Genomic DNA, 26282 nt, shown 5'->3' with positions numbered 1-26282 from the left:
CGCTCACGCAATGAAGCGATCCGTGATCACTCCTGGCGGGGCTCCCTCCCCGGGAAGACTCCCCAAGGGGAGACTGCCCTCCCCCACGGCCCGCTCCGACGCGCCCGAGGACCCTTTCGCGCGGAAGAATGGGTCCATGAGCCAGCAGCCCGCCGAGGTCCCGGTCCAGACCTCCGCCACCGCGTCCCCGCAGCCGTCCCCGGGTTCCATAGCGGCGCACCGCCCGCTCGCCGTGAACGGCGGAGCCGTCAGCGATCTCGAACCCGACCTCGACTCCGAGATCGACGCGTACGAGGTCGACGAGGACGCCTCCGCCGAGCTGCCCCAGGGCCGCTTCCTCGACCGCGAGCGCAGCTGGCTCGCCTTCAACGAGCGCGTCCTCGAACTCGCCGAGGACCCGAACACCCCGCTCCTCGAACGGGCGAACTTCCTCGCGATCTTCGCCTCCAACCTCGACGAGTTCTTCATGGTCCGGGTCGCCGGCCTCAAGCGCCGCATCGCCACCGGCGTCGCCACCCGCTCCGCCTCCGGCCTCCAGCCCCGCGAGGTCCTCGACCTCATCTGGACCCGCTCGCGCGAGCTCATGGCCCGGCACGCCGCCTGCTTCCAGCAGGACGTGTCCCCCGCGCTGGCCGACGAGGGCATCCACCTGATGCGCTGGCCGGACCTCACGGAGAAGGAGCAGGCCCGGCTCTTCACCCTCTTCCGGCAGCAGATCTTCCCCGTCCTCACCCCGCTCGCCGTGGACCCGGCGCACCCCTTCCCGTACATCTCCGGCCTGAGCCTCAACCTGGCCGTGGTCGTGCGGAACCCGGTCAGCGGCCACCGCCACTTCGCCCGCGTCAAGGTGCCGCCGCTGCTCTCCCGCTTCCTGGAGGCGTCCCCGCAGCGGTACGTGCCGCTGGAGGACGTCATCGCGGCGCACCTGGAGGAGCTGTTCCCCGGCATGGAGGTGCTGGCGCACCACATGTTCCGGGTGACCAGGAACGAGGACCTGGAGGTCGAGGAGGACGACGCCGAGAACCTGCTCCAGGCCCTGGAGAAGGAGCTCATGCGGCGCCGCTTCGGCCCGCCGGTCCGCCTGGAGGTCGAGGAGTCCATCGACCCGTACGTCCTCGACCTGCTGGTCCGCGAGCTGAAGGTCTCCGACGCCGAGGTCTACCCGCTGCCCGGCCCGCTCGACCTGACCGGGCTCTTCGGGATCGCCGCGCAGGACCGGCCCGAGCTCAAGTACCCGAAGTTCGTCGCCGGCACCCACCGGGACCTCGCCGAGGTCGAGTCCGCGTCCGCGCCCGACATCTTCGCGGCGCTGCGCGAGCGGGACGTGCTGCTGCACCACCCGTACGACTCCTTCTCCACCTCCGTGCAGGCGTTCCTGGAGCAGGCGGCGGCCGACCCCGACGTCCTCGCGATCAAGCAGACGCTCTACCGGACCTCCGGCGACTCCCCGATAGTCGACGCCCTCATCGACGCCGCCGAGTCCGGCAAGCAGGTCCTCGTCCTCGTCGAGATCAAGGCCCGCTTCGACGAGCAGGCCAACATCAAGTGGGCGCGGAAGCTGGAGGAGGCCGGCTGCCACGTCGTCTACGGCCTCGTCGGCCTCAAGACCCACTGCAAGCTGTCCCTGGTGGTACGCCAGGAGGGCGAGCTGCTGCGCCGCTACTCGCACGTCGGCACCGGCAACTACCACCCGAAGACGGCCCGGCTCTACGAGGACCTCGGCCTGCTCACCGCCGACCCGCAGGTCGGCGCGGACCTCTCCGACCTCTTCAACCGGCTCTCCGGCTACTCCCGCCGCGAGACCTACCGGCGCCTGCTGACCGCCCCGAAGTCGCTCCGCGACGGACTGGTCTCCCGGATCACCAAGGAGATCGCCCACCACCGGGCGGGCCGGCCCGCGTACGTGAAGATCAAGGTCAACTCGATGGTCGACGAGGCCGTCATCGACGCCTGCTACCGGGCCTCCCAGGCCGGCGTCCCGGTCGACGTCTGGGTCCGCGGCATCTGCGCCGTACGGCCCGGCGTCCCCGGCCTCTCCGAGAACATCCGGGTCCGCTCCGTCCTCGGCCGCTTCCTGGAGCACTCCCGGGTCTTCGCCTTCGGCAACGGCGGCGAGCCCGAGGTCTGGCTCGGCAGCGCCGACATGATGCACCGCAACCTGGACCGGCGCATCGAGGCCCTGGTCCGGGTCTCCGACCCCGCCCACCGGGCGGCCCTCACCCGGCTCCTGGAGACCGGGATGTCCGACACCACCTCCTCCTGGCACCTCGGCCCGGACGGGAACTGGACGCGCCACGCGACCGACCCCGAGGGCAAGCCGCTGCGGCACGTGCAGGAGATGCTCATCGACGCGCGGAGGCGCCGGCGTGCACAACCTTGACCCCACGCAGTCCACACCGTCCACGCAGGACGTGACCGCGGGCGAGGTCCTGGCTCCCTACCTGCACGCCCGGGCCGCGGACTTCCTCCGTGGCCTGCGGCAGCACGGTGAGAGCGGCGCGGACACGGCCGGAGCGGAGGAGGCCGCCGGCACCCTGCGGGCGGCCGCCCGCCGCATCAGCGGCAGCCTGCACACCTACCGGCCGCTGCTCGACGCGGCCTGGGCCGACCAGCTCCGCACCGAGCTGGCCTGGCTCTCCGGCACGCTCGCCCAGGAGCAGGCGTGCACCTCCCGGCTGGTGCGGCTGATGGACGCGCTGAACCGGCTGGCCGGCGGCAGCGGCCCGGTGCCGGCCGCCCGCGGCTCGGAGAGCGCCGGGCTGACCATCGGCGCCGCCCGGGCCGGCGCGCTGCTGGAGCGGCAGCTCACCCTGGCCAGGACCCGGGCCCACTCGGCCGCCCTGCAGGCCCTCGGCTCCTCCCGCTTCCACGCGCTCGCCGACGCCGTCGCCCTCCTCGCCTCCGAGGTGCCGCTCGGCCCGGCCGGCGCGGCCCCCGCCCCCGAGGTCCTCGACGCCTCCGCCTCGGTCGCCCGCCGCCGCCTCCTCGACGCGGTCGAGGCGCTGCCGCTGACCCGCGCCGCCCACCCGTACAACGCGGAGGCGCTGGCCCTGGCCGCCGGCGAGAACCAGGACGCGCCCTGGCACCACACCCGGCTGCTGCTCCGGCTGCACCGGTACGCGACCGAGGTGACGGCCCTCGGCCGGGAACCGGACGCCCTGCTGTACGAGGCGGCCCGGGCCCTCGACCGGCACCGCGACGCGGCCGAGGCCGCCGCGGCCGCCGCCGCCGCGGCCCGCACCCCCCGCATCGCCCCCGCCACCGCGTACGCCCTCGGGGTCCTCCACGCCGACCAGCGCCACGAGGTCGAAGCCGCCCGCTTCGCCTTCCAGAACGCCTGGCGCACCGCCACCGTCCCGGTCCCATGACCCCCGGCGCCCCTCCCGTCCTCGCCGCCGGCTGCGTCCTCTGGCGCCCGGCGGCGGAGGACGGCCGGGCCATCGAGATCGCGCTCGTCCACCGGCCGAAATACGACGACTGGTCCCACCCCAAGGGGAAGCGGAAGCGCGGCGAGAGCGCCGAGGCGTGCGCCGTCCGGGAGGTCCTGGAGGAGACCGGGCACCGCTGCGAGCTGGGCCGCCGGCTGCCCACGGTCCGGTACGCCGTGGACGGACGTCCCAAGGAGGTCGCCTACTGGGCGGCCCGCGCCCTCGGCGGGGCCTTCGTCCCGGGCCGGGAGGTGGACCGGCTGCGCTGGCTGCCGCCGGCGGAGGCCCGTGCCCGCAGGCCGGGTCGTCAGGTGCGTGCGATCGGCGTGCGGCAGGGGCGCCCTCGTAGCGGAGCTACTTGGGCGTTTCTGCCGTGCGGCGAGCGTGCGTGCCGGACGGGCCGGACCCGGCGGGAATTGTCAGACAGGCCCTAGGGCCCGCCCCGGCACCCCGTGCCCCCACCGGGCGGCCGGGACGGCACCGCGCGCCCGGCCGCACCGTGGCTTACGGCACGGTTCACCTCGCGTTCACTCTCCACGGTTGGCGGCTTCACCTGATCTGCCTAATTTCGGCCTTACGGGGTGCACGGAGCCTGACGATGCACCCACAACCCGACACGCGCCGCCTTCGACGCAACGGACACCCGGTCCGGGCCCGGCGGCTTCTGGAAGGAACACCCGAAAGTGAAGCTTTCGCGCAAGAACGGGCTTCGCGCCTCCGCGATCGGTGCCCTCGTCGTCTCCGGTGCGCTCGTCCTGTCGGCGTGTGGCTCGGACGACAACAACGAGCCGACCAAGGGCGGCGGCGAGAAGACGTCGGCCGCCGCTTCGAACATCAAGTGCGACGGCGCCAAGGGCCAGCTGCTCGCCGCGGGCTCCAGCGCGCAGAAGAACGCGATGGACCTCTGGGTCAAGAACTTCCAGGCCGCCTGTGAGGGTGTCGAGGTCAACTACCAGGCCATCGGCTCCGGCGGCGGCATCACCAAGTTCAACCAGGGCCAGGTCGCCTTCGCGGGCTCCGACTCCGCCCTGAAGGACGAGGAGGTCGCCGAGTCGAAGAAGATCTGCAAGGGCGGCACCGGCGTCAACCTGCCCATGGTCGGCGGCCCCATCGCCATCGGCTACAAGCTGGAGGGCGTGGACAACCTCGTCCTGGACGCCCCCACCCTCGCCAAGATCTTCGACAACAAGATCACCAAGTGGAACGACCCGGCGATCGCCAAGCTGAACCCGGGTGCCAAGCTCCCCGACAGCACGATCCAGGCGTTCCACCGCTCGGACGAGTCCGGCACCACCCAGAACCTGGGCAAGTACCTCTCCACCGCCGCCCCGGCCGACTGGAAGCACGACCCGAAGACCAAGTCGTGGCCCGCCCAGGGTGGCCAGGCCGCCAACGGCTCCTCCGGTGTCGCCACCGCGGTCAAGGACGCCGAGGGCTCCATCGGCTACTTCGAGCTCTCCTACGCGACCGCCAACAAGATCTCCACGGTCAGCATCAACACCGGTGCCTCCGCCCCGGTCGCCGCGACCACGGAGAACGCCTCCAAGGCCATCGCCGCCGCCAAGGTCAAGGGCACCGGCAGCGACGTGGCCCTCTCCCTCGACTACGCCACCAAGGCCGAGGGCGCCTACCCGCTCGTCCTCGTGACGTACGAGATCGCCTGCGACAAGGGCAACAAGGCCGACACCCTGCCGACCCTGAAGGCGTTCCTCAACTACGCCATCAGCGAGGAGGGCCAGAAGGTCCTCGCCGACGCCGACTACGCCCCGATGCCGGCCGAGATCGCGGCCAAGGTCCGCGCGATCGTCCCGACCCTGTCCTGAACCCCGGCCGGGGGCGGCCCCTGACCTCCCGTGGAGGAGGCCGCCCCCGGCATCCGGTGCACCGCCGCCAGGAGCCCGTACGGCTCCGCAGACCGGAGAAACCGATGGTTACCACGACACCACCCGCCACAGAGAAGAACAGGAGCAGGCGCGCCACGAGCGCTGCCCGCCCCGGGGACCGCATCTTCAGCGGCCTCTCCAAGGGCTCCGGCATCACCCTGCTCGTCATCATGGCCGCGATCGCGGTCTTCCTGAGCTACCGCACCGTCCTCGCCGTCTCGAAGGACGAGGCCAACTTCTTCACCACCTTCGAGTGGAACCCGGCCGGCAGCCCGCCGGTCTTCGGCATCGCCGTCCTGGCCTTCGGCACGATCGTCTCCTCGGTCATCGCCATGGTCATCGCCGTGCCGGTCGCGATCGGCATCGCGCTCTTCATCTCGCACTACGCGCCGCGCAAGCTGGCCAAGCCGCTCGCGTACGTCGTCGACCTGCTCGCCGCCGTGCCCAGCATCATCTACGGCCTCTGGGGCGCGATCTTCCTCGTCCCGTACCTCGACGGCCTCAACCAGTGGCTCGACCAGTACCTGGGCTGGACGTACATCTTCGACAAGTCCGCCGACGGCGTCGCCCGCAACCTCTTCACCGTGGGCATCCTGCTGGCGATCATGATCCTCCCGATCATCACCAACGTGACCCGCGAGGTCTTCCTCCAGGCGCCGAAGATGCACGAGGAGGCCGCGCTCGCCCTCGGCGCCACGCGCTGGGAGGTCATCCGGATGGCGGTGCTGCCCTTCGGCCGCTCCGGCATCATCTCCGCCTCCATGCTGGGCCTCGGACGGGCGCTCGGTGAGACCATGGCAGTGGCGGTCGTCCTCTCCCCGAGCTTCGTCCTCTCGGGACACCTGCTCGACCCGGGCGGCGGCACCTTCGCCCAGAACATCGCAGCGAAGTTCAACGAGGCCAACGAGTTCGGCCGGGACGCCCTGATCGCCTCCGGTCTCGTCCTCTTCGTCATCACCCTGCTGGTCAACGGCGCGGCCCGGTGGATCATCGCCCGCCGCAAGGAGTACTCGGGGGCCAACGCATGAGCCACGCCGTCCAGGAACGCCCGGTCACGTTCGCCAAGCCCCGCGGTCCGCTCTCCCACGCCCGCCTCCCGCGCTGGACCCCGCTCGCCGTCGCGGCCGGCTCCATCGCCGCCGGCGTCGGCATCGGCCTCGCCGCCGGCTGGCACAGCAAGGTGCAGTGGGGCCTGGTCTCCGCGCTCCTCTTCGTCCTGGTCACCTACGCCGTCACCACCAAGGTGGAGGGCGCCCGCCAGGCCAAGGACCGCGTCGCCACCAGCCTCGTCTGGGTCTGCTTCGTCCTCGCCGTGATCCCGCTGGTCTCCCTCGCCTGGGTCACGATCAGCAAGGGCCTGGAAGTACTCGACATGTACTTCCTCACCCACTCGATGAACGGCGTCCTCGACGCCGAGGCCGGCGGCGGCGTCTACCACGCCCTCCTCGGCACTCTCGAGCAGGTCGGCATCGCCACCCTGATCGCCGCGCCGATCGGTCTGCTCACCGCGGTCTACCTCGTCGAGTACGGCACCGGGAAGCTCGCCAAGGCCGTCACCTTCTTCGTCGACGTCATGACGGGCATCCCGTCGATCGTCGCCGGCCTCTTCATCCTCTCCACCTGGACCCTGATGCTGGGCTTCGGCCCCTCGGGCTTCGCCGGAGCGATGGCCCTCGCCATCCTGATGATGCCGGTCGTCGTCCGCTCCACCGAGGAGATGCTCAAGCTCGTCCCGAACGAGCTCCGCGAGGCCAGCCTCGCCCTCGGCGTCCCGAAGTGGCGCACGATCCTGAAGGTGGTCCTCCCGACCGCGATCGGCGGCATCACCACGGGCGTCATGCTCGCGGTCGCCCGCATCACCGGTGAGACGGCCCCCGTCCTGCTCCTCGTGTTCGGTACGAAGCTCATCAACCCGAACCCCTTCGAAGGCGCCCAGTCCTCGCTGCCGCTCTACGTGTACGAGCAGTACGCGGTCGGCACCGACGCCGCCGTGGCCCGCGCCTGGGCCGCCGCGCTCGTCCTGATCGCCTTCGTCATGATCCTCAACCTGGTGGCCCGCGGCATCGCCCGCTGGAAGGCCCCGAAGACCGGCCGCTGAGCCGAACGGAAGTGAACTAGTTATGGCCAAGCGAATCGACGTCAGCGGCCTCTCCGCCTACTACGGCGCCCACAAGGCGATCGACGACATCTCCATGACCGTCGAGCCCCGCTCCGTGACGGCCTTCATCGGCCCCTCCGGCTGCGGCAAGTCCACCTTCCTGCGCACCCTGAACCGCATGCACGAGGTCACCCCCGGCGGCCGCGTCGAGGGCAAGGTGATGCTGGACGACGAGAACCTGTACGGCTCCGGTGTCGACCCGGTCGCGGTCCGCCGCACCGTCGGCATGGTGTTCCAGCGGCCCAACCCCTTCCCCACCATGTCGATCTTCGACAACGTGGCGGCGGGCCTGCGGCTGAACGGCTCGTACAAGAAGGCCGAGCTGGCCGACATCGTGGAGCGCTCCCTCAAGGGCGCCAACCTGTGGAACGAGGTCAAGGACCGCCTCAACAAGCCGGGCTCCGGCCTCTCCGGCGGTCAGCAGCAGCGCCTGTGCATCGCCCGCGCCATCGCGGTCGAGCCGGACGTCCTGCTGATGGACGAGCCCTGCTCGGCCCTCGACCCGATCTCGACCCTCGCGATCGAGGACCTGATCGGCGAGCTGAAGGAGCGCTTCACGATCGTCATCGTGACGCACAACATGCAGCAGGCCGCCCGCGTCTCGGACCGCACCGCGTTCTTCAACCTGGCGGCCGTCGGCCAGCCCGGCAAGCTCATCGAGCTGGACGACACCGAGCGCATCTTCTCCAACCCGAGCGTCCAGGCGACCGAGGACTACATCTCCGGCCGCTTCGGATAACCAGGACGTCCCGCCCGTGTGCACGGACCACCGGGGGCGACCCCATCGCCCCCGGTCCACCTCGCACACGGTGCCGGGTCACAGCGTCTGCGGTGCTGCATGGCGGTGCCACCGCCAGACGAAAGGGCCCGGCTCCCCCCAGGGGAGCCGGGCCCGACCACTTTCCTACGGCGTCAGCCGAAGAACAGCTGCACCACGTAGAAGCTCAGCGCCGCGACGATCGCCGCCGCCGGCATGGTGATGAACCAGCCGAGGATGATGTTCTTGGCGACGCCCCAGCGGACCGCGTTGACCCGCTTCGTCGCGCCGACGCCCATGATCGCGGAGGTGATGACGTGCGTCGTCGAGATCGGCGCGTGGAACAGGAACGCCGAGCCGAACATGATCGACGCGCCGGTGGTCTCCGCCGCGAAGCCCTGCGGCGGGTCCAGCTCGATGATCTTGCGGCCCAGCGTCCGCATGATGCGCCAGCCGCCCGCGTACGTACCGAGCGAGAGCATCACGGCACAGGCGATCTTCACCCAGATCGGGATCTCGTCGCCCTGCTGCTGCACGTCCGCGATGACCAGCGCCATCACCACGATGCCCATCGTCTTCTGGGCGTCCTGCAGACCGTGGCCGAGCGCCATGCCCGCCGCCGACACCGTCTGCGCGATACGGAAGCCGCGCTTGGCCTTGTGCGGGTTGGCCTTGCGGAAGATCCACATGATCGCGCACATGACCAGGTAACCGGCGACGAGACCGACGACCGGCGAGATGAACATCGGGATGACGACCTTGTCGAGGACGCCGCCCCACAGCACCTCCGTGCCACCGGCCAGCGCCGCGCCCACCATGCCGCCGAAGAGGGCGTGCGAGGAGGAGGACGGCAGGCCGAAGTACCAGGTGATCAGGTTCCAGATGATCGCGCCGACGAGCGCGGCGAAGAGGATGCCCATCCCCTTGTCGCCGGTCGGCGTCTCGATGAGGCCCTCGCTGACCGTCTTGGCGACCCCGCTGCCCATGAAGGCACCGGCGAGGTTCATGACCGCCGCCATCGCGAGCGCCGCGCGCGGGGTCAGCGCCCGCGTCGACACCGAGGTGGCGATCGCGTTGGCCGAGTCGTGGAAGCCGTTCGTATACGTGAAGCCGAGCGCGACACCGATGGTCACGATCAGGGCGAAGGTGTCCACGAAGCTCAGGACTCCTTGACCGCGATGGTCTCCACCGTGTTCGCCACGTGCTCGAAGGCGTCGGCCGCCTCCTCCAGCACATCCACGACCTGCTTCAGCTTCAGCACCTCGATGGCGTCGTACTTGCCGTTGAAGAGGTGGGCGAGCAGCTTGCGGTGGATCTGGTCGGCCTGGTTCTCCAGCCGGTTGACCTCGATCCAGTACTCGGTGAGGTTGTCCATCGTGCGCAGGTTCGGCATCGCCTCGGCGGTCAGCTCCGCCGCCCGGGCCAGGACCTCGATCTGCTGCTCGACGCCCTTGGGCAGTTCCTCGATGTTGTAGAGGACGACCAGGTCGACGGCCTCCTCCATGAAGTCCATGATGTCGTCGAGGGACGACGCGAGGGAGTAGATGTCCTCACGGTCGAACGGCGTGATGAAGGAGGAGTTCAGCTGGTGGAAGATCGCGTGGGTGGCGTCGTCGCCGGCGTGCTCCGCTGCCCGCATCCGCTCCGCGATCTCGGCCCGGGCGGAGACGTCCGCTCCGAGCAGTTCCATCAGGAGCTTCGAGCCCGTGACGATGTTGTCCGCGGACGCGGCGAACATGTCGTAGAAGCTCGTCTCCCTGGGGGTCAGACGAAATCGCACGTGAGGTCCTCGGGGTGCTGGGTTTCGGTCAGGCTGATGCTAGGCGCATCATCCGGCCACGGCTAACCGGCGTCCTCTCAGTGTCGCCCATCAGGCACAGTGATCTGCACGAGACCCCCGCCCCCCAAACGGCGGGGATCGGTACCATATACCCACGAGGGGTATACACCCCTTATCTGGACAACGGGAGGACGCGATGACGACCACCGAGGCGGACCAGGTCACCCCCCAGGCCGTCGAATCCGTCGAGCCGGCCGACCACGCCCACGGGGTGCACGGCTACCACAAGCAGAAGGACGAGCACCTCAAGCGGCTGCGGCGGATCGAGGGCCAGATCCGGGGTCTGCAGCGGATGGTCGACGAGGACGTCTACTGCATCGACATACTCACCCAGGTCTCGGCCTCCACGAAGGCGCTGCAGTCCTTCGCCCTCCAGCTCCTGGAGGAGCACCTGAGGCACTGCGTGGCCGACGCGGCGAGCAGCGGCGGCGACCTCGACGCCAAGGTCGAGGAGGCCACCAAGGCGATCGGCCGGATGCTGCGCACCTGAGCGGCCGGCGGGCTACCGGCCGACCGGTTCGACCCGGAGGACCTCGTCGATCAGGTCGGCGCTGAGCCGCTCCCCGTCCGCTGCCGAGGCGGCGATGATCAGCTCGCCGCACAGCTCTATCTCGGCCAGGGCGACACGGTCGGGGTCAGCGGTCGCTGTCGCGGTACCGGGCGGAGCCACGCGCATTCACCTCTTCCTGCCGGAGTCGGTGTCCCAGCGTAGGGATCGCGCCACGGACCGCGCATGACACGGACGGACCATTTGGCGATGGTCCGAACCACGCGCCGGTCCGGCGGGCGTCAGACCTCGACCTTCCCGGCGTAGATGTCCCGCCCGTCCGGCAGGCTCACCGTCACCCGCGTCCCGAAGCCGTAGAGCAGGGTCGTCGAGGCGACGGCGACGGTGCGCCCCTGGTTGCTGAAGCTGAACTGGTGGCGGACCTTGCGCAGCCGGCCGGCGCCGTCGAGGTACGCGTCGAAGGGCACCGCGTCGGTGGTGAACCCTTTCGCCGCCGCGGCGAGCGCGCCCCGCAGCTGCGGCGCGGCCAGCTTCGCCGCCGCGCCGATGTCGGCGACGCCCCGGTAGTGCCGCACCCGCACCCCCGCGAGCTCGGTCTCCCCGACGTACGTCACGTCCCGCGCCCCGCGCAGCAGCTCGGCCGCCGCGCCGGGGTCGGTGGCCCCGCCGGTGACCAGGTTGCCGTCGTCGAGGGTGGTGGTGTCGACCCGTACCCACTTGTCGGCGGGGACGCCGGCGCCGCGGTTCTTCATGTAGAGGGCGCCGGGGGTGAGCAGCTCGGTGATCGGCCGGTGCGCGCTGGTGCCGGCGGCGTCCTTGGGGAGGACCACCTGGAGCCGGCCGGTGCGGGTGCGGAAGTCGTAGCCGCCCTCGCCGCGGATGGTGACGCGGGTGCCGCCGGCGGCCATCTCCATCGCGGTCGACGCCTTGGAGGTGCCGGCGCGGACCAGGGCGTCGGCGGCGCCCCGCACGGCGCCGGCCGGGTCCGGCGGCCGCTCGGGGTCCTGGGGGGCGGCACAACCGGTGACCGCCGCGGCGACCAGGGACGCGGTGACGGCGAGCGCCCCGCCGCCGAGCCCGCGCGGACGCGCGTACCGCTGCACCACCATCGCCCGTCGACCCCCAAAAGCCTGGATTCCCGATGCGGATAACGACGGCACGGGCGAGCCGTCACGCGCAGTACGGTGGGGGCGTGCATGAGCAGTCCGCGACCGGCCCGCATCACACGACGACGACGGAGCGGGGTTCCTTCGCCGTGGCCCGCTGTACCTGCGGGTGGGCGGGTCCGGCCCGCCGCTCCCGCGACCGCGCCCGCGCCGACGCCGCGGAGCACGTCGGCGCGAACGACGACCGGGAGGCACGGACCTAGGCGGCGAGGCCCTTCTCGTCGCGGTCGTCGTCGGCGGGGCCGCCGAGGCGGGGTTCGGGGATGCCGACCGTCTCGGGGCGGACCGCGGCGAGGGCGTCGGCCCGGCGCGAGCGGACCAGCCACCCGCCGCGGCGCGAGCGCGCGACGGCGGAGACCAGCGGGGTGAGCAGCGCCAGGGTCAGCGGGGCGAGGAGCAGCGCCGCGGCGGTACCGAGGGCGAGGCCGCCGATGACGTCGGTCGGGTAGTGGACGCCCATGTAGACGCGGGCGAAGCCCTCGGCGAGGGCGAGGCCGATGGCGGCGAGGCCGAAGCGGCGGTGGGCGACGAAGACGGCGACGGCGATCGCCATCGCCATGGTGGCGTGGTCGCTGACGAAGGAGTAGTCGGTCTTCCCCTCGACCAGGACCTGCAGGCCCTCGTGGTCCACGAAGGGGCGGGGGCGTTCGACGAAGCCGCGGATGGGGATGTTCACCAGGAGGGCGACGCCGGCCGCGAGCGGGGCCCAGACGAGGGCGGCGACGGCGGCGACGGAGTCCGTGAGGGTGCCGCGGCGGCGGACGCTCCACCAGCACCAGAGCACCACCAGGACCATCGCGAGCATGATCCCGTACTCGCCGGTGAACTCCATGACCCGGTCGAACCACGCGGGGGCGTCCTTGGCCAGCCCGTTGATGTCGTACAGCAGGCCGACGTCGGGACTGGAACCGTCCGATGCGAGTTCAGCCATCTGCCGCGGCCCCTTGCTCTCTCGTGTGCCGGGCTCCGTGATGTGCCGGGCTGCCAACCCCCGTGGTCGGACATGAGGGGAACGACCCCGCTGAGGCGGGCGTTCCGCGATCCCCCGTGGATCATGATGACGTTACCGAAGAGTGACGCTCCCCCGCAGCTCAGGGCCTGTGCCTGACGGAGAGTTCCGGCCAGTCGGTCCGTCAGATCACGCCTGGGACCCGGCGGAACGGGTGGGGAGGGCGGCGGCGCCGTCCTTGGTGACGCGGGTCGCCCCGAAGTAGTCGGGCGTGTCGATCCGGGTGAAGCGGATCACCGCCCCCGTCCGCGGCGCGTCGATCATGTAGCCGCCGCCCACGTAGATGCCGACGTGCCGGATCGCCCGAGAGTTCGTCAGGTCGTCGGAGAAGAAGACCAGGTCGCCCGGGAGCAGCTCGTCGCGGCGCGGGTGCGGCCCCGCGTTGTACTGGTCGTTGGCCACCCGGGGCAGCTCGATCCCCACCTCCCGGTACGCGGCCTGGGTGAGGCCCGAGCAGTCGAACCGCCCGCCCTGCGCCGCCGTGCCCGTCCCGCCCCACAGATACGGGGTGCCCAGCTTCCCCTGCGCGAAGTGGATCGCGCCCGCCGCCTGCTGCGAGGGCGCCACCCGGCCCTGCGGGCGGGCGAAGCTCTTCTCCAGGGACCGGATGATCCGCACGTAGTTCTGCGTCTCGCGGTACGGCGGGACGCCCCGGTACTTGATGACGGCGTAGGCGCCCGCGTTGTACGCGGCCAGCATGTTGCTCGCCGGGTCGCCGGGCACCTTGCGCACGTATCCGGCCAGCGCGCAGTCGTACGAGGCCGCCGAGGGGATCGCGTCCTGCGGGTCCCAGATGTCCTTGTCGCCGTCGCCGTCGCCGTCGACGCCGTGGCTGGCCCAGGTGCCGGGGATGAACTGCGCGATGCCCCGGGCGTTCGCCGGCGACACCGCGCGCGGGTTCCAGCCGCTCTCCTGGTACAGCTGCGCCGCGAGGAGCGCCGGGTTGATGGCCGGGCAGAGGTTGCCCCAGCGCTGGACGAGGCCCTGGTACATCGTCGGCACCGCGCCCTTGGCCAGCGCCACCGTGCCGGTCGCCGCCGAACCCGCGCCGCCGAGGAAGCCGGCCGCCGCCGCGTACGTGCCGACCAGCAGCAGGGCCAGGAATCCGGCGCAGACCCCGAAGGCCCCGCCGGTCAGCAGCCACGCCTTGCCCGCCCTACGCACCGTCAACCACCCCTCGGCTCCTGGCAGTACGCCCCGCGACGCAAGTCTAGGCGGGGCGCCCTCCCCTGGGGACGGCGCGTGCCCGACGCGGCCCCAAGAGTGCAACAACGACAATCATTGCCCGGAGTCACCCTCCGTGATACACAGAGTGACCATACGCTTCTTCGCATGGAATCCGGTCGCACCGCCGCAGGTCAAGACGGTCGAACCGGTCACATGTACGGGGATCGGGTAAAGAGAGCCGCCAAGCCGTCACACGCGAGCGGTTTCATCAGCGAAGATAGTGGCGATGACCCATGCCGTCCGGCAGGGGTGACCAACGACCCGACAGGGGCGGTGAGTTATATGTACCTGGCGGCCGAGAAGGGCGACATCACCACCATCATCGGTGGAATCGCCCCGAACTGGGGTCCTTTCGGGAGCCTGGGCGCCGAAGCGAAGATCATGATCGAGGTCGTGATGGCCGTGGCCATCCTGCTCTGCCTCGGCATCGCCATCTGGGGCGCGGCCAAGCAGCGCATCGGCGCGACCGCGCTCCGCGACACCTTCAGCGCCGAACAGGGCAAGGGCCTGATCGTCGCCGGCCTCACCGGCGTCTTCATCATCGGCTCCCTCGGAACCCTCTTCACCATCGTCTACGGAATGGCGATCTGACCGCACGTCATCTGCGGTCCCACCCACGAACGAACGAGGGGGCGTACCCGGCATGAGTCCCGGCGACGAGCACGACGGCTACGGCGGCTCGGGCCAGACCCGTACCCGCCTGCCCGAGGGCAACACCGGTGACGTCCACGGCGGCACCCGCCGCCCCGCCCGCGGCTCCCGCTCCCTGCTCATGGCCGTGGGCGTGGTCGTGCTGCTCGTCGCCGCCATCGCCTTCGCCAACCGGGGCGGCGACGGGCCGGAGGGCCCGTCGCCCTCCACCGGCACCCCCGGCAAGGCCGCCACCGCCCCCACCGGCACCCGCCCGGTCACCGGCCACGACGGCACCGTCCCCACCGGCTACGCCCACGACGAACAAGGCGCCCAGAGCGCCGCCGCCAACTACGCGACGGCCCTGGGCTCCACGGACATGTACCAGAAGGGCCCCCGCGAGGCCCTGATCCGCGCGGTGTACGCCCCCGAGGTGGCCGACGCCCGCGTCGCCGACCTCGACAAGGGGTACGGCGACAAGGCGCTCCTCGCCCGCATGGGCCTCCAGGAGGACGGCACGGCCCCCCAGGGGCTCACCTTCGTCGCCCGGACCATCCCCGTGGGGACCAAGGTGGAGTCGTACGCGGGTGACCGGGCGACGGTGTCCGTCTGGCACTCGTACCTGTTCGGGCTCGCCGGCGAGGAGTCGAGGAACCCGGTCTCCGAAGCCTGGTACACCAAGACCTACGAGCTCCTCTGGACCGGCGGCGACTGGAAGATCACCGACGTCCGCCAGAAGGACGGCCCGGTCCCGGTCGGCCGCGACCAGCGGGCCTCCTCGGCCCAGGACATGGCGGACGCCGTCGAACAGTTCGGAGGCTTCACCTATGCCCGGTAGGCCCGCCGCCCTCCTCACCCGCGCCGCCGCCGTCCTGGGCTCCGCCCAGGTCGCCGTCGTCCTCCTCGCGGGCAGAGCCGTCGCCGCTCCCACCCCGACACCCGGCGCCACGCCGTCGGGCGCCACACCGTCGGGAGCCGCCACTCCCACGCCGGGGGCCAGCACCAACCCCTGCGAGCTGCTCAGCGACACGGCCCGGGACTACTGCGAAGGGCAGGGCACCGGTGGCACCGGCGGCGGAGGCTCCTCCTCCGGCACGGTCAACGACCCCGCCTCCGCCCTCGACCCCCTCTCCTCGCTCGCGCGCGGATGCGCCGACGCCGCCGTCGCCATCGTCGACTACCTCTCCAAGGCCGTGAAGGAGACCGCCGAGGTCGACTTCACGAACACCGAGTTCCTCGCCCGGTACGCCGTCGTCTTCGCCGCCGCCACCTTCCTCACCCTCCTCCTCTGGCTGCTCGCCGTCGCCAAGCGCGCCATGCGCGGCGTGCCGCTCACCACCGCCTTCTCCGAGGCCATCGGCTTCCTCTGGCTGACCGTCCTCGCCTCCGCCTTCACCCCGCTGATCCTCTACACCGTCGTCAACGCCACCGACGCCGTCACCGAGGTCATCGCCTCCGGCACCGGGCAGCAGACCGACGTCTTCTTCGGCGCGTTCAAGCAGGCCCTCCAGAAGGGCGACTCCATCAGCGGCGGACCGATCATGCTGATCATCGTCAGCCTGGTCACCGTCCTCGCCGCCGGCGTGCTCTACCTGGAGCTCTTCCTCCGCGCCGTGCTCCTCTACGTCGGCGCCCTCCTCGGCGTCGTCGTCTACTCCGGCCTCGTCGACAAGAACATGTGGGGCCACGTCCGCCGCTGGGCCGGCATCATGATCGCCGTCATCCTGGTCAAGCCGATCATCGTGATCGTCCTCGGCCTGGCCGGCGCCCTCTCCTCCGGCACCGGACCCGACTCCTTCTCCGCCGTCGTCTCCGGCCTCGCGATCATCCTGCTCGCCATCTTCGCCTCCGCGATGATCTACCGCTTCGTGCCCGGCTTCGGCGACGAGATCGTCGCCTCCCGCAACAACCGCCTCCACCGCGCCGGGGAGAACGCGGCCGCGGCCGTCATCTCCTCCCCCGCCTCCCTCGTCTCCCAGGGCATCAAGACCCACAGCACCCGCGACAGCGGATCCGGCGGCGGCCAGGCCCCCTCCTCCGCCGCCCCCCGCCCCGCGAACCAGCTCTCCGGCGGCGTCGCGGCCCACAGCAGCCGCACCCCCCAGGGCAACGGCGCCACGCCCCCGCCCCGCAGCAGCAGCCCCACCGCGGGAACCCCGCACAGCAACCGCAAGAACTCTGGAGGTGCAGGGCGTTGACGACCCCGTCCCAGCCGGTCACGCCCCGCCGCACGTATCTCATCGGCCGCGCCCGGCCGAACGCGATCGTCGGCAAGAACCGCGAGACCGGCGAGATCGCCCTGATCGTCGCCGGCGCCTTCCTCGGCATGATGAGCGGGCTCCTCATCCCCCTCCTCCCCCTGCGGATCGCGCTCCTCGCCGGCCTGCCCATGCTCGCCATCGCCGCCGTGTACCTCCCGTACAAGCAGCGCACCTTCTACAAGTGGTTCGAGATCAACCGCAGCTACAAGCGGATGCTCAAGCGCGGCACCGCCTACCGCTCCGCCGCCGTCGAGGCCGGCACCCGCCTCGACGGCCGCGAGGTCGAGGTCGGCCCGCCGCCCGGCATCGGCCGCGTCAGCTGGCTCTCCGCCCCCTTCGGCCCCGACGAGATCGCCGTCCTCCTCCACGCGGACCGCCGCACCGTCACCGCCGCCATCGAGATCGAGGGCCCCGGCGTCGGCCTGCGCGACTCCGAGGACCAGGAGGCCCTCGTCGACCGCTTCGGCACCCTCCTCAAGCACGTCGCCAACGGCGACGGCTTCGTCACCCGCCTCCAGATGCTGGCCCGCACCCTCCCCGCCGACCCCGACGCCCACGCCAAGGACGTCGCCCAGCGCGGCGACCCGACCGCGCCCGCCTGGCTCCAGGAGTCGTACGACCAGCTCCAGTCCATGGTCTCCACCTCCAGCGAGCAGCACCGCGCCTACCTCGTCGCCTGCATGCACTACACGCGCGACCTCGCCGCCGAGGCCAACGCCATGGCCCACGCCACCAAGCACGCCACCGGCGCCCGCCGCCTCGACCGCGACGGCGGCCTCGCCGTCGTCATGGCCCGCGAGCTCACCGACATCTGCGCCCGCCTCACCGAGGCCGACATCCGGGTCCGCCAGCCCCTCGGCCAGTCCCGGCTCGCCTCCCTGGTCCACTCCATGTACGACCCGGACCACCCGATCGACCACATCCAGGCCATGACGAAACGAAACGCTTGGCCCGCCGAACTCGACGCCATGGAGGCCACCTACCTCCAGGCCAAGACCCGCGAGTCCTCCACCCGCGCCCCCTGGTGCCACGCCACCGCCTGGGTCAAGGAGTGGCCCATGACCCCGGTCGGCGTGAACTTCCTCGCCCCGCTCCTCGTCCACACCCCCGACGTCATCCGCACCGTCGCCGTCACCATGGACCTGGAGCCCACCGAGGTCGCGATCGAGCGCATGCTCACCGAGAAGACCAACGACGAGGCCGAGGCGTCCCGCCAGGCCAAGATGAACCGCACCGTCGACCCCCGCGACATCGCCGCCCACGGCCGGCTCGACCAGCGGGGTGAAGATCTCGCCAGCGGCGCGGCAGGCGTCAACCTCGTCGGGTACATCACCGTATCGGCGCGCTCGCCCGAGGCCCTGGCCCGCGACAAGCGCACGATCAGGGCCTCCGCCGGCAAGTCGTACCTCAAGCTGGAGTGGTGCGACCGCGAGCACCACCGGGCCTTTGTGAACACCCTGCCGTTCGCGACCGGCATCCGCCGCTAGGGCCGAAGGGGCACCGACCGATGCGAGATCCGCTGTCCGTCCTCACCGAAGCCTTCACCTCCTTCGTCCTCGGCAAGGTGGAGACCACCCGCCTGCCCGTGCGCACCTCCACCGGACAGGCCCAGGCCGTCTACCTGCCGACCGCCGCCCCCGGCCTCGGCGACTCCGGCGTGATCATCGGCCGCGAGGTCTACAGCGGCAAGGGCTACGTCTACGACCCCTTCCAGCTGTACGGGCAGCAGCTCCCCGCCCCCCACTGGCTCGTCCTCGGCGAGTCCGGCAACGGCAAGTCCGCGCTGGAGAAGACGTACGTGCTCCGCCAGCTCCGCTTCCGCGACCGGCAGGTCGTCGTCCTCGACGCCCAGGGCGAGGACGGCGTCGGCGAGTGGAACCTCATCGCCCAGGAGCTGGGGATAACCCCCATCCGCCTGGACCCCATGGTCGCCAACGACTCCGGGATCCGCCTCAACCCGCTCGACCCCGCCATCACCACCACCGGCCAGCTCGCCCTGCTGCGCACCATCATCGAGGTGGCGATGGGCCACGGCCTCGACGAGCGCTCCGGCTTCGCGCTGAAGGTCGCCCACGCCCACGTCAACGAGCACATCTCCGACCGCCAGCCGATCCTCACCGACATCGTCGAGCGCCTGCGCCACCCGGAGGCCGAGTCGGCGGAGGCGATGAACGTCGACATAGACGACGTACGGGCCTGGGGCCTGGACGTCGCCCTCGTCCTCGACCGGCTGGTCGACGGCGACCTGCGCGGCATGTTCGACGGCCCGACCACGGTCGGCATCGACCTCGACGCGCCCCTGATCGTCTTCGACCTCTCCCACATCGACCGGAACTCCATCGCCATGCCCATCCTCATGGCGATCGTCGGCGTGTGGCTGGAGCACACCTGGATCCGCCCCGACCGGAAGAAGCGCATCTTCCTCGTCGAGGAGGCGTGGCACATCATCAACAGCCCGTTCGTGGCCCAGCTGTTCCAGCGCCTGCTCAAGTTCGGCCGCCGCCTCGGCCTGTCCTTCGTCGCGGTCGTCCACCACCTCTCCGACGTCGTCGACGGAGCGGCGGCCAAGGAGGCGGCGGCGATCCTCAAGATGGCCTCGACCCGGACCGTCTACGCCCAGAAGGCCGACGAGGCCCGCAACACCGGCCGGGTCCTCGGCCTGCCCCGCTGGGCCGTCGAGATCATCCCGACCCTCACCCCCGGCATCGCCGTCTGGGACGTCAACGGCAACGTGCAGGTGGTCAAACACCTCATCACCGAACGGGAACGCCCGCTCGTCTACACCGACCGCGCCATGACCGAGTCCTCCGGCCCCGCCGACCCGGAGCTGGAGTGGGAGACCGAGCAGCGCGCACTGATGATGGAACGTCAGCTGGACGACAACCCCCAGTCGACGGTGGCGTGACGTGACCGAGGCACGGCAGAGGCAGGGCGGCGTCTCCGACGGATTCCTGATCGGGCTCTTCGCCCTGATCCTCGGCGCCTCCCTGCTCGTCTGGTCCGCGACCGGCCTGGCGGGGCTGCTCGCGCACGGCGCCTGGCCCGACGGGGTGGAGCTCACCCGCACCCCGCCGGCCCTCCGCGCCCTGGTCACCGCCCCGACCGACCTCCCCGCGGCCTGGCCGGACACCCCGCCGGGCCAGCTCTCCGGCTACGGCCTCTTCTGGGGCCTGGTCATCGGCCAGGCGATGGTCCTCGCCGTCCTCGCGGTCTTCCTCCTCGGCACCTACGCCCGCTGGCGGGCGGTCCGCGCGCAGCGCAGGGCGGATGCGTACGCGCCGGCGCCCGACCCGGCCCCGGCGCCCTCCCCCGTACCCCTCCAGAAGACCCCGCCCCCGACGCCCGAACGGCACATCCCGCCGCAGACCGCACAGGAACAGCCGCAGCCGCAGCCGCAGCCTCCGGTGCCTGCACCGGCACCGGAACCGGGACCCGCGATAGAACCCGGCACTGTCTACGGCCCGCCCGAGACCCGCCGACCCCTCGCCGTCCAGGCCGTCCGCGACGCCGAGGGGCCCGTCCTGGTCGTCACCTCCGACCCCACCGTCTGGGCCGACACCAAGGACGTACGCGGCAAACTCGGCCCGGTCCTCGTCTACGACCCCGGCCACCTCTGCGACACCCCGGCCCGTCTCCACTGGTCCCCGGCCGAGGAGTGCGCCGACCCGGACACCGCCCAGACCCGCGCCGCCGCGCTGCTCGCCCCGGTCCGCCCGCACGCCCGGCTCGACGCGGCCACGGCCGACACCGCGGAAACGCTCCTGCGCTGCTGGCTGCACGCCGCCGCCGTGGACGGCCGCCCGGTGCGCCAGGTCCACCGCTGGGCCCAGGGCGCCGACGCCCACGAGCCGGTACGGATCCTCCGCGGCCACCCCAAGGCCGCCTCCGGCCTCGCCGGCCTCCTCGAAGCGGCACTCACCGCCCACCCCGAAACCCGCCGCCTGGCCCAGGAACTGACGGCCCGTGCGTTCTCCGCCTTCTCCACGGTCCACATCCGCGAGGCGTGCACCCCGAATCGAACGGATTCGCTGGCCCTGGCATCTTTCCTCGCCGAAGGGGGCACCCTCTACGTGGTGGGCGAGCCGATCGAGGATCCGCGCACCCACCCGGGCGCGATGCCCCTCCTCACCGCGCTCGCGTCGCACGTGGTCGAGCACGGCCGCCGCATGGCCGCACGGTCATCCGACGGTCGGCTCGACCCACCACTGACGCTGGTGCTCGACGACGTCGCCGCCGTCGCCCCGCTCCCCGGCCTGCCGGCCCTGCTCGCCGACGGCCCGGCCCGCGGCCTCCCCACCCTGGCCCTGATGCGCTCCCCCGAACAGGCCCGCACCCGCTGGCCCGAGCGCTCACTCCACTAGGTTCCGCCCGGCCTACCGGGCGGGCCGCTCCAGCACGTACTCCAGGTCGTGCGGCTCGCCCGAGCCGACCGTGTCCGCCCGGCCGCCGGTCGCCACGAACCCGAGCCGCCGGTACGCGGCCGCCGCCCGGACGTTCTCCTCGTGGACGTACAGCCGCGCCCGCTCGATGCCCTCGTCCCGCGCCCACACCCACTCCAGAGCGGTCGTGAACAGCGCGTCCACCAGGCCGCTCGCCCGCGCCTCGGGACGGACGTACACCCCCACCACGTCCACCTGCGGCACCGTCACCTCGTCGCCGAACAGGCTCCTCCCGTCCTCGGGCAGCTCCACGAACACGGTCACCGTGCCCGCCCAGCTCCCGTCCGGCGCCTCGGCCACGAACTGCCGGATCCGGCCGCCCCGGTCCTCCGAGCCGCCCTCGGCCCGCTCCTGCCAGAAGCCGTCCGGACGGGCCTCCGCCTCCTCGTACGACTCCACGAAGGCGAGCGGCGCCAGCGGGTCCCGCAGCGCGGCCAGCCGCAGCTCGCGCACCCGCTCCCACTCGTCGGAGCGGATCGCCCGGACCACGTGCCCGCCGTGCCGGGCCGTCGACGGCGGCAGCAGCTCGTACTCGACCTCGTACGCGCCCGTGTCACCCGGCACCGGGACCCGCTCGCCGGACGGGACGAAGCCGAAGCGGCGGTAGAAGGCGGCGGCGCGGGCGTTCTCCTCGTGCACGTACAGCCGGACGCGCCGGATCCCCGCCACGGTCCACGACCACTCCACGGCCGCCCGGAACAGCGCGTCGATCGCGCCGCTGCCGCGCACCTCGGGCCGCACGTAGACGCCCACCACATGGGTCTGGTCGACCTTCGCCGGGTCGCCGAACCGCACCTCGTCCGTGGGCCTTTCGACGAGCACCGTCACCGTGCCCACCCACCGCCCGTCGGGCGCCTCGGCGACGAACTGCCGCACCCGCCCGGCACCGGTCGTCGAGCCGTTCGCCGTCCGCTCCCTCCAGAAGTCGTCCGGACGCGCGACGGCGTCCTCGTGGGTCTCCAGGAAGGCGAGGTGCGCGACGGGGTCCTGCAGCGCGGCGAGCCGCAGCTCGCGCACCTTCTCCCACTCGTCGGCCAGGACGGTTCGGATCACGAGGCTCATGCGGCATCCTCACCCGCCACCACCCCCGTCCACAAGGGAGATTCCCAGCTCAGGGCGGTACGTCGTACCCCGGTACGACACCGCCCTGCCCACTGCCGACCACGGTCGGACGTCCGCGGCCCGCCCGCTCCGTAGCGTCGACAGCATGATCCGAGCAGAGCGACTCACCAAGCGGTACGGCGACCGCACCGTCGTCCGGGACCTCTCGTTCACCGTCCGCCCCGGCACCGTGACCGGCTTCCTCGGCCCCAACGGCGCCGGAAAGTCCACCACTTTGCGCATGATCCTCGGCCTCGACGCCCCGACCCACGGCACCGCGACCGTCGACGGCCGCGCGTACGCCGCCCACCCGGCACCGCTCACCCGGGTCGGCGCCCTCCTCGACGCCCGCTCCTTCCACCCCGGCCGCACCGCCTTCCACCACCTGATGGCCCTCGCCCACACCCACGGCATCCCGCGGACCCGCGTCGAGCACGTCCTCGGCGTCACCGGCCTCACCGAGGTCGCCGGGCGCCGCGTGAAGGGCTTCTCGCTCGGCATGGGCCAGCGCCTCGGCATCGCCGCCGCCCTCCTCGGCGACCCGGCCGCCGTCGTCCTCGACGAGCCCGTCAACGGCCTCGACCCGGAGGGCGTCCGCTGGGTCCGCACCCTCCTCAGGGAGCTCGCCGCCGAGGGCCGTACGGTCCTCGTCTCCTCGCACCTGATGAGCGAGATGGCCCTGACCGCCGACCGGCTCGTCGTCATCGGCAAGGGCCGGCTGCTCGCCGACACCACCGTCGCCGACCTGGTCCGGGACGCCGGCGCCGCCTCCGTCCTCGTCGTCTCCCCCGACGCCGACCGCCTCCGCACCCTCCTCCCGGCCCCCGCCCGCACCACCGACGAAGGCCCCGGCGCCCTCCGGGTCACCGGCCTGGACGCGCCCGCGATCGGCCGGATCGCCGCCGCCCACGCCGTCGAACTCCACGCCCTCACCCCCGAGACCGCCTCCCTGGAGCAGGCGTTCATGGACCTCACCCACGACTCCGTCGAGTACCAGGGAGCCCCCGCGTGACCACGACCTCCTCCGCAGTCACCCCGTCCCGCGTGCTCCGCTCCGAGTGGCACAAGCTGTGGACGCTCCGCTCGACCTGGATCACGGTCCTGTCGTCGGTCGTCCTCGTCCTCGGCGTCGGCGTCCTGATGGGCACCACGTACACCTCCGACGGCGGCGACTCGGACGTCGACACCGTCGTCCTCACCCTCTTCGGCTCCCAGCTGGGCGGCGTCTGCCTCGCCGTCCTCGGCATCCTGGTCACCGCCGGCGAGTACTCCTCCGGTCTCGCCCGCGCCACCTTCACGGCCGTCCCGCGGCGGCTGCCGGTGCTGTGGGCGAAGGCCGCGGTCCTCGGCGCCACCGTGTTCGTCCTCTGCCTGGCGACCAACCTGACGACCTTCCTCACCGCCCAGGTCTTCCTCGGCGACACCGACCAGGCCGCCGCCCTCACCGACGACGGCGTCCTCGGCGCCCTCGCCGGCAACGCGGCCGGCCTCACCCTGCTCTCGCTCCTCGCCCTCGGCCTCGGCGCCGCGCTCCGCTCGGTCCCCGGCGCGCTCGGCGCGTTCATCGGCGGCGTCCTCGTCCTCCCGGAGGTCATCGGGATGCTGCCGTACGACGCCGTCGACACCGCCGTGCGCCACTTCCCCACCCAGGCCGCCGGCGTCCTCGGCTCGGCGACCCCGCTCCCGGACGCCCCCTCCGCCGGCGCCGCCCTGCTCGCCCTCGCCCTGTGGGCCGCGGCGGCGCTCACCGCCCCCGCGCTGGTGCTCAGGCGCCGGGACGTGAGGGGCTGAGGACGGGATGAAGACAGGGATGAGCACAGGGGCGAGGACGGGGATGATGACGAGGTGACGACGGAGACGACGGCACCCAGCCGGTGGACGCAGCAGCTCACCGCCCGCGTCCGGGCGGTGGACGCGGCCCGCCCCTGGCTCTGGGACACCGCGCTGACGCTCGGCTGGACGACCGCGGCCCTGGTGGACGCGGCGGGCGGCTGGCGGAACGTGGCCCGGGACCCCTCGCTCCCGTCCGGTCTGATCGTCGTCCTCAGCCTGGCCCTCTCCCTCCCCCTGTACGCGCGCCGGCGCCGGCCCACCGCGGTCCTCGCCGTGATGGCGCCGGCGGCCCTTCTCAGCGAGGCGTCGGGCGCCTTCCTCCAGGCCGCGTTCCTCCAGGCCCTGCCGCTCTTCCACATCGCCCTGACCCGCCCGCCGCGCCGCCTGCTGTGGGCCTTCGCCCTCCTGGTGCCGCCGGTGCTCGTCGGCGGCCTCCGCTTCGACGGCGACCGGTGGGACCAGCACGTGGTGCCGATCCTGTGGGCGTACGTGATCGTGGCCCTGATCGGCATCACGGTCCGCTCCCGCCGCGACCACACCGCGAGCCTGGTGGACCGGGCCCGCCGACTGGAGATCGAGCGGGACCAGGAGGTCCGGCTGGCGGCGGCCGCCGAACGGGCCCGGATCGCCCGCGAGATGCACGACATCATCGGCCACAACCTCTCGGTCATCACCGGCCTCGCGGACGGCGGCCGGTACGCGGCGGCGAAGAGCCCCGAGCGGGCCGCGCAGGCCCTGGACGCGATCGGCACCACCAGCCGCCAGGCCCTGGACGAACTCCGCCGCCTCCTGGGCGTCCTGTCCGCCCCCGACGACACCCCGGCCGCCGACCGCACCCCCCAGCCGACCCTGGAGGACCTGGGATCCCTCCTGGAGGGCGTACGGAAGGCGGGCCTGCCGGTCGCCGCGGAGCTGCCCGCACCGCTCCCGCCGCTGCCGCCGGGCGCCCAGCTGACGGTCTACCGGGTGGTCCAGGAGTCCCTGACGAACACCCTCAAGCACGCGGGCCCGGCGGCGACCGCCACTGTCCGCGTGGCGGCCGGTCCGGACGCCGTCCTGGTCACCGTCACCGACACGGGCACCCCGCCCGCCACCCCCGGGCAGGGACAGGGCCTCACCGGAATGCGCGAGCGCGCGGCGCTGTACGACGGCACACTCGACTCCGGCCCCCTGCCGGACGGCGCCGGCTGGCAGGTACGGCTCCGCATCCCCACCACCCCGGAGGAACACCGCCCGTGACGACGGTTCTGATCGCCGACGACCAGCCGATGCAGCGCTTCGGCTTCCGCATGCTCCTGGAGAGCCAGGACGACATGACGGTCGTCGGAGAGGCCGCCAACGGCACCGAGGCCGTCCGCCAGGTCGCCGCCCACCATCCGGACGTGGTCCTGATGGACATCCGCATGCCGGGCCTCGACGGCATCGAGGCCACCCGCCGCATCATCGCCGCGGGCGCCCGCACCCGCGTCCTCATCATCACCACGTTCGACCTCGACGAGTACGCCTACGACGGCCTCCGGGCCGGCGCGAGCGGCTTCCTGGTGAAGGACGCCCAGCCGGAGGAACTCCTCGCCGGCATCCGCGCGGTGGCCGCCGGCGACGCGGTCGTCGCCCCCAGCCTCACCCGCCGCCTCCTCGACACCTACGTCCACCACCTGCCCGCCCCCGGCACCGGCCCCACCCCGGAGGACCCCCGCCTGACCACCCTGACGGACCGCGAACGCGAGATCCTCACGGTCATAGGCCAAGGCTGGACCAACACGGAGATCGCCGAACGCCTGCACCTCGCGGAGTCCACGGTGAAGACCCACGTGGGCCGCATACTCGCCAAGACGGGAGCGAGAGACCGCGTCCAAGCCGTCATCCTGGCCTACGACACCCACCTGGTGAAGCCGGCCTAGAGGCCCCGGGCCCCGGTCCCGGTGAATGCCCCACCGCATGTGCCCGGAACGCAGAAAAGCCCCGCACCAGAAGGTGCGGGGCTTTCCCACAATGATTGTTCGGCGGCGTCCTACTCTCCCACAGGGTCCCCCCTGCAGTAC

The 26282-nt window shown here is 72.2% G+C and carries 26 protein-coding genes and 1 pseudogene; 19 read left to right on the top strand and 8 right to left on the bottom strand.

The features are described from left to right. The first annotated feature begins 136 nt into the window (after positions 1-136). The 7 genes from IF73_RS0119420 to pstB all read left to right on the top strand — a co-directional run bounded on the left by IF73_RS0119420 (position 137) and on the right by pstB (position 8208). Entirely contained in the window at positions 137-2380 is a 2244-nt protein-coding gene (locus IF73_RS0119420; protein WP_031009660.1) for an RNA degradosome polyphosphate kinase, read from the top strand. Further along, positions 2367-3368 carry a CHAD domain-containing protein gene (locus IF73_RS0119415; RefSeq protein ID WP_051717022.1) on the top strand — a complete coding sequence of 334 codons (1002 nt, stop codon included), beginning with the start codon at positions 2367-2369 and terminating at the stop codon, positions 3366-3368. The genes IF73_RS0119420 and IF73_RS0119415 overlap by 14 nt, the downstream gene beginning before the upstream one ends. Continuing rightward, positions 3365-3862 carry an NUDIX hydrolase gene (locus IF73_RS0119410; RefSeq protein ID WP_078868148.1) on the top strand — a complete coding sequence of 166 codons (498 nt, stop codon included), beginning with the start codon at positions 3365-3367 and terminating at the stop codon, positions 3860-3862. Before IF73_RS0119415 ends, IF73_RS0119410 begins: the two co-directional genes overlap by 4 nt. Positions 3863-4111: 249 nt before the next feature. Then, complete coding sequence (gene pstS, locus IF73_RS0119405; RefSeq protein ID WP_031009654.1) at positions 4112-5251, top strand: phosphate ABC transporter substrate-binding protein PstS; 1140 nt, start codon at positions 4112-4114, stop codon at positions 5249-5251. A gap of 104 nt (positions 5252-5355) precedes the next feature. Next, positions 5356-6339, top strand: coding sequence for a phosphate ABC transporter permease subunit PstC (gene pstC, locus IF73_RS0119400; RefSeq protein WP_031009652.1), 984 nt, complete (start codon positions 5356-5358; stop codon positions 6337-6339). Beyond that, a complete protein-coding gene (pstA, locus tag IF73_RS0119395) occupies positions 6336-7409 on the top strand; it encodes a phosphate ABC transporter permease PstA (RefSeq protein ID WP_031009649.1) in 1074 nt (357 codons plus the stop codon). The genes pstC and pstA overlap by 4 nt, the downstream gene beginning before the upstream one ends. A 22-nt stretch (positions 7410-7431) precedes the next feature. Further along, entirely contained in the window at positions 7432-8208 is a 777-nt protein-coding gene (pstB, locus tag IF73_RS0119390) for a phosphate ABC transporter ATP-binding protein PstB (RefSeq protein WP_031009647.1), read from the top strand. 173 nt (positions 8209-8381) lie between these two features. On the opposite strand, the gene IF73_RS0119385 is transcribed toward pstB, so the two are convergent. Together IF73_RS0119385 and IF73_RS0119380 are read right to left on the bottom strand one after the other, a co-directional pair. Beyond that, on the bottom strand, positions 8382-9380 hold the full coding sequence (locus IF73_RS0119385; protein ID WP_031009645.1) for an inorganic phosphate transporter: 999 nt from the start codon (positions 9378-9380) through the stop codon (positions 8382-8384). A gap of 5 nt (positions 9381-9385) precedes the next feature. Next, positions 9386-10006, bottom strand: coding sequence for a DUF47 domain-containing protein (locus tag IF73_RS0119380; protein WP_031009642.1), 621 nt, complete (start codon positions 10004-10006; stop codon positions 9386-9388). 196 nt (positions 10007-10202) lie between these two features. Here IF73_RS0119380 and IF73_RS0119375 point away from each other — a divergent pair, with 196 nt between their 5' ends. Continuing rightward, positions 10203-10556: a metal-sensitive transcriptional regulator gene (locus tag IF73_RS0119375; protein ID WP_031009640.1), complete on the top strand. Its 354-nt coding sequence runs from the start codon at positions 10203-10205 to the stop codon at positions 10554-10556. Positions 10557-10568: 12 nt separating this feature from the next. Here IF73_RS0119375 and IF73_RS41475 read toward each other — a convergent pair whose 3' ends face one another. Beyond that, positions 10569-10736, bottom strand: coding sequence for a hypothetical protein (locus IF73_RS41475; RefSeq protein ID WP_199806676.1), 168 nt, complete (start codon positions 10734-10736; stop codon positions 10569-10571). A gap of 119 nt (positions 10737-10855) precedes the next feature. Beyond that, the gene (locus tag IF73_RS0119365) at positions 10856-11683 is read right to left on the bottom strand and encodes a hypothetical protein (RefSeq protein ID WP_031009638.1); all 828 of its coding nucleotides are present in this window, start codon (positions 11681-11683) and stop codon (positions 10856-10858) included. Positions 11684-11766: 83 nt separating this feature from the next. On the opposite strand from IF73_RS0119365, the gene IF73_RS41470 reads away from it, so the two are divergent. Beyond that, on the top strand, positions 11767-11943 hold the full coding sequence (locus IF73_RS41470; protein WP_199806672.1) for a hypothetical protein: 177 nt from the start codon (positions 11767-11769) through the stop codon (positions 11941-11943). On the opposite strand, the gene IF73_RS0119355 is transcribed toward IF73_RS41470, so the two are convergent. Next, the gene (locus IF73_RS0119355; protein ID WP_031009637.1) at positions 11940-12671 is read right to left on the bottom strand and encodes a phosphatase PAP2 family protein; all 732 of its coding nucleotides are present in this window, start codon (positions 12669-12671) and stop codon (positions 11940-11942) included. The genes IF73_RS41470 and IF73_RS0119355 overlap by 4 nt on opposite strands. Positions 12672-12878: 207 nt before the next feature. Further along, on the bottom strand, positions 12879-13919 hold the full coding sequence (locus IF73_RS0119350) for an NlpC/P60 family protein (RefSeq protein ID WP_031009635.1): 1041 nt from the start codon (positions 13917-13919) through the stop codon (positions 12879-12881). A gap of 339 nt (positions 13920-14258) precedes the next feature. On the opposite strand from IF73_RS0119350, the gene IF73_RS0119345 reads away from it, so the two are divergent. The 6 genes from IF73_RS0119345 to IF73_RS0119320 are packed head-to-tail and all read left to right on the top strand — an operon-like array spanning position 14259 to position 21228. Beyond that, positions 14259-14567 carry a hypothetical protein gene (locus tag IF73_RS0119345; RefSeq protein ID WP_030495498.1) on the top strand — a complete coding sequence of 103 codons (309 nt, stop codon included), beginning with the start codon at positions 14259-14261 and terminating at the stop codon, positions 14565-14567. Between the two features lie 52 nt (positions 14568-14619). Beyond that, complete coding sequence (locus tag IF73_RS0119340) at positions 14620-15444, top strand: hypothetical protein (protein WP_031009633.1); 825 nt, start codon at positions 14620-14622, stop codon at positions 15442-15444. Continuing rightward, entirely contained in the window at positions 15434-16804 is a 1371-nt protein-coding gene (locus IF73_RS0119335; protein WP_031009631.1) for a membrane protein, read from the top strand. Before IF73_RS0119340 ends, IF73_RS0119335 begins: the two co-directional genes overlap by 11 nt. After that, on the top strand, positions 16801-18354 hold the full coding sequence (locus tag IF73_RS0119330) for an SCO6880 family protein (protein ID WP_031009629.1): 1554 nt from the start codon (positions 16801-16803) through the stop codon (positions 18352-18354). The genes IF73_RS0119335 and IF73_RS0119330 overlap by 4 nt, the downstream gene beginning before the upstream one ends. Positions 18355-18374: 20 nt before the next feature. Continuing rightward, positions 18375-19772, top strand: a complete 1398-nt coding sequence (locus tag IF73_RS0119325) for an ATP-binding protein (protein WP_031009627.1) — start codon at positions 18375-18377, stop codon at positions 19770-19772. Between the two features lies 1 nt (position 19773). Further along, the gene (locus IF73_RS0119320) at positions 19774-21228 is read left to right on the top strand and encodes a type IV secretory system conjugative DNA transfer family protein (RefSeq protein WP_031009626.1); all 1455 of its coding nucleotides are present in this window, start codon (positions 19774-19776) and stop codon (positions 21226-21228) included. Positions 21229-21240: 12 nt separating this feature from the next. On the opposite strand, the gene IF73_RS42050 is transcribed toward IF73_RS0119320, so the two are convergent. Both IF73_RS42050 and IF73_RS41465 read right to left on the bottom strand, forming a co-directional pair. Continuing rightward, the gene (locus tag IF73_RS42050) at positions 21241-21606 is read right to left on the bottom strand and encodes a GNAT family N-acetyltransferase (RefSeq protein ID WP_324616092.1); all 366 of its coding nucleotides are present in this window, start codon (positions 21604-21606) and stop codon (positions 21241-21243) included. Between the two features lie 222 nt (positions 21607-21828). Beyond that, a pseudogene (locus tag IF73_RS41465) lies at positions 21829-22368 on the bottom strand (GNAT family N-acetyltransferase); the annotation flags it as partial. Between the two features lie 145 nt (positions 22369-22513). Between IF73_RS41465 and IF73_RS0119305 the strand changes: the two are divergent. Genes IF73_RS0119305 through IF73_RS0119290 form a run of 4 tightly spaced genes read left to right on the top strand, consistent with a single transcriptional unit; the run spans position 22514 to position 26141 of the window. Next, positions 22514-23419, top strand: a complete 906-nt coding sequence (locus IF73_RS0119305) for an ABC transporter ATP-binding protein (protein ID WP_031009623.1) — start codon at positions 22514-22516, stop codon at positions 23417-23419. Continuing rightward, positions 23416-24198: an ABC transporter permease gene (locus IF73_RS0119300; protein ID WP_031009622.1), complete on the top strand. Its 783-nt coding sequence runs from the start codon at positions 23416-23418 to the stop codon at positions 24196-24198. The genes IF73_RS0119305 and IF73_RS0119300 overlap by 4 nt, the downstream gene beginning before the upstream one ends. Positions 24199-24252: 54 nt before the next feature. Then, positions 24253-25479, top strand: coding sequence for a sensor histidine kinase (locus IF73_RS0119295; protein ID WP_037879736.1), 1227 nt, complete (start codon positions 24253-24255; stop codon positions 25477-25479). After that, positions 25476-26141, top strand: a complete 666-nt coding sequence (locus IF73_RS0119290; RefSeq protein WP_031009618.1) for a response regulator — start codon at positions 25476-25478, stop codon at positions 26139-26141. The genes IF73_RS0119295 and IF73_RS0119290 overlap by 4 nt, the downstream gene beginning before the upstream one ends. The last annotated feature ends 141 nt before the right edge of the window (positions 26142-26282 follow it).

Origin of the sequence: Streptomyces sp. NRRL F-5727 (genome assembly GCF_000719555.1) — a bacterium.
Taxonomy (GTDB): domain Bacteria; phylum Actinomycetota; class Actinomycetes; order Streptomycetales; family Streptomycetaceae; genus Streptomyces.
Note: the sequence above shows the minus strand (reverse complement) of the source record. Positions and strands in the feature narration are given on the sequence as shown.

What these genes read in the sequence shown, in the direction of transcription:
- pstC (WP_031009652.1), top strand. Translation starts at nt 5,356, where the DNA reads ATGGTTACCACGACACCACCCGCCACAGAGAAGAACAGGAGCAGGCGC.
- IF73_RS0119365 (WP_031009638.1), bottom strand. Translation starts at nt 11,683, where the DNA reads ATGGTGGTGCAGCGGTACGCGCGTCCGCGCGGGCTCGGCGGCGGGGCG.
- IF73_RS0119375 (WP_031009640.1), top strand. Translation starts at nt 10,203, where the DNA reads ATGACGACCACCGAGGCGGACCAGGTCACCCCCCAGGCCGTCGAATCC.
- pstB (WP_031009647.1), top strand. Translation starts at nt 7,432, where the DNA reads ATGGCCAAGCGAATCGACGTCAGCGGCCTCTCCGCCTACTACGGCGCC.
- IF73_RS0119410 (WP_078868148.1), top strand. Translation starts at nt 3,365, where the DNA reads ATGACCCCCGGCGCCCCTCCCGTCCTCGCCGCCGGCTGCGTCCTCTGG.
- IF73_RS0119345 (WP_030495498.1), top strand. Translation starts at nt 14,259, where the DNA reads ATGTACCTGGCGGCCGAGAAGGGCGACATCACCACCATCATCGGTGGA.
- IF73_RS0119325 (WP_031009627.1), top strand. Translation starts at nt 18,375, where the DNA reads ATGCGAGATCCGCTGTCCGTCCTCACCGAAGCCTTCACCTCCTTCGTC.
- IF73_RS0119335 (WP_031009631.1), top strand. Translation starts at nt 15,434, where the DNA reads ATGCCCGGTAGGCCCGCCGCCCTCCTCACCCGCGCCGCCGCCGTCCTG.
- IF73_RS0119355 (WP_031009637.1), bottom strand. Translation starts at nt 12,671, where the DNA reads ATGGCTGAACTCGCATCGGACGGTTCCAGTCCCGACGTCGGCCTGCTG.
- IF73_RS0119305 (WP_031009623.1), top strand. Translation starts at nt 22,514, where the DNA reads ATGATCCGAGCAGAGCGACTCACCAAGCGGTACGGCGACCGCACCGTC.
- pstA (WP_031009649.1), top strand. Translation starts at nt 6,336, where the DNA reads ATGAGCCACGCCGTCCAGGAACGCCCGGTCACGTTCGCCAAGCCCCGC.
- IF73_RS0119420 (WP_031009660.1), top strand. Translation starts at nt 137, where the DNA reads ATGAGCCAGCAGCCCGCCGAGGTCCCGGTCCAGACCTCCGCCACCGCG.
- IF73_RS0119340 (WP_031009633.1), top strand. Translation starts at nt 14,620, where the DNA reads ATGAGTCCCGGCGACGAGCACGACGGCTACGGCGGCTCGGGCCAGACC.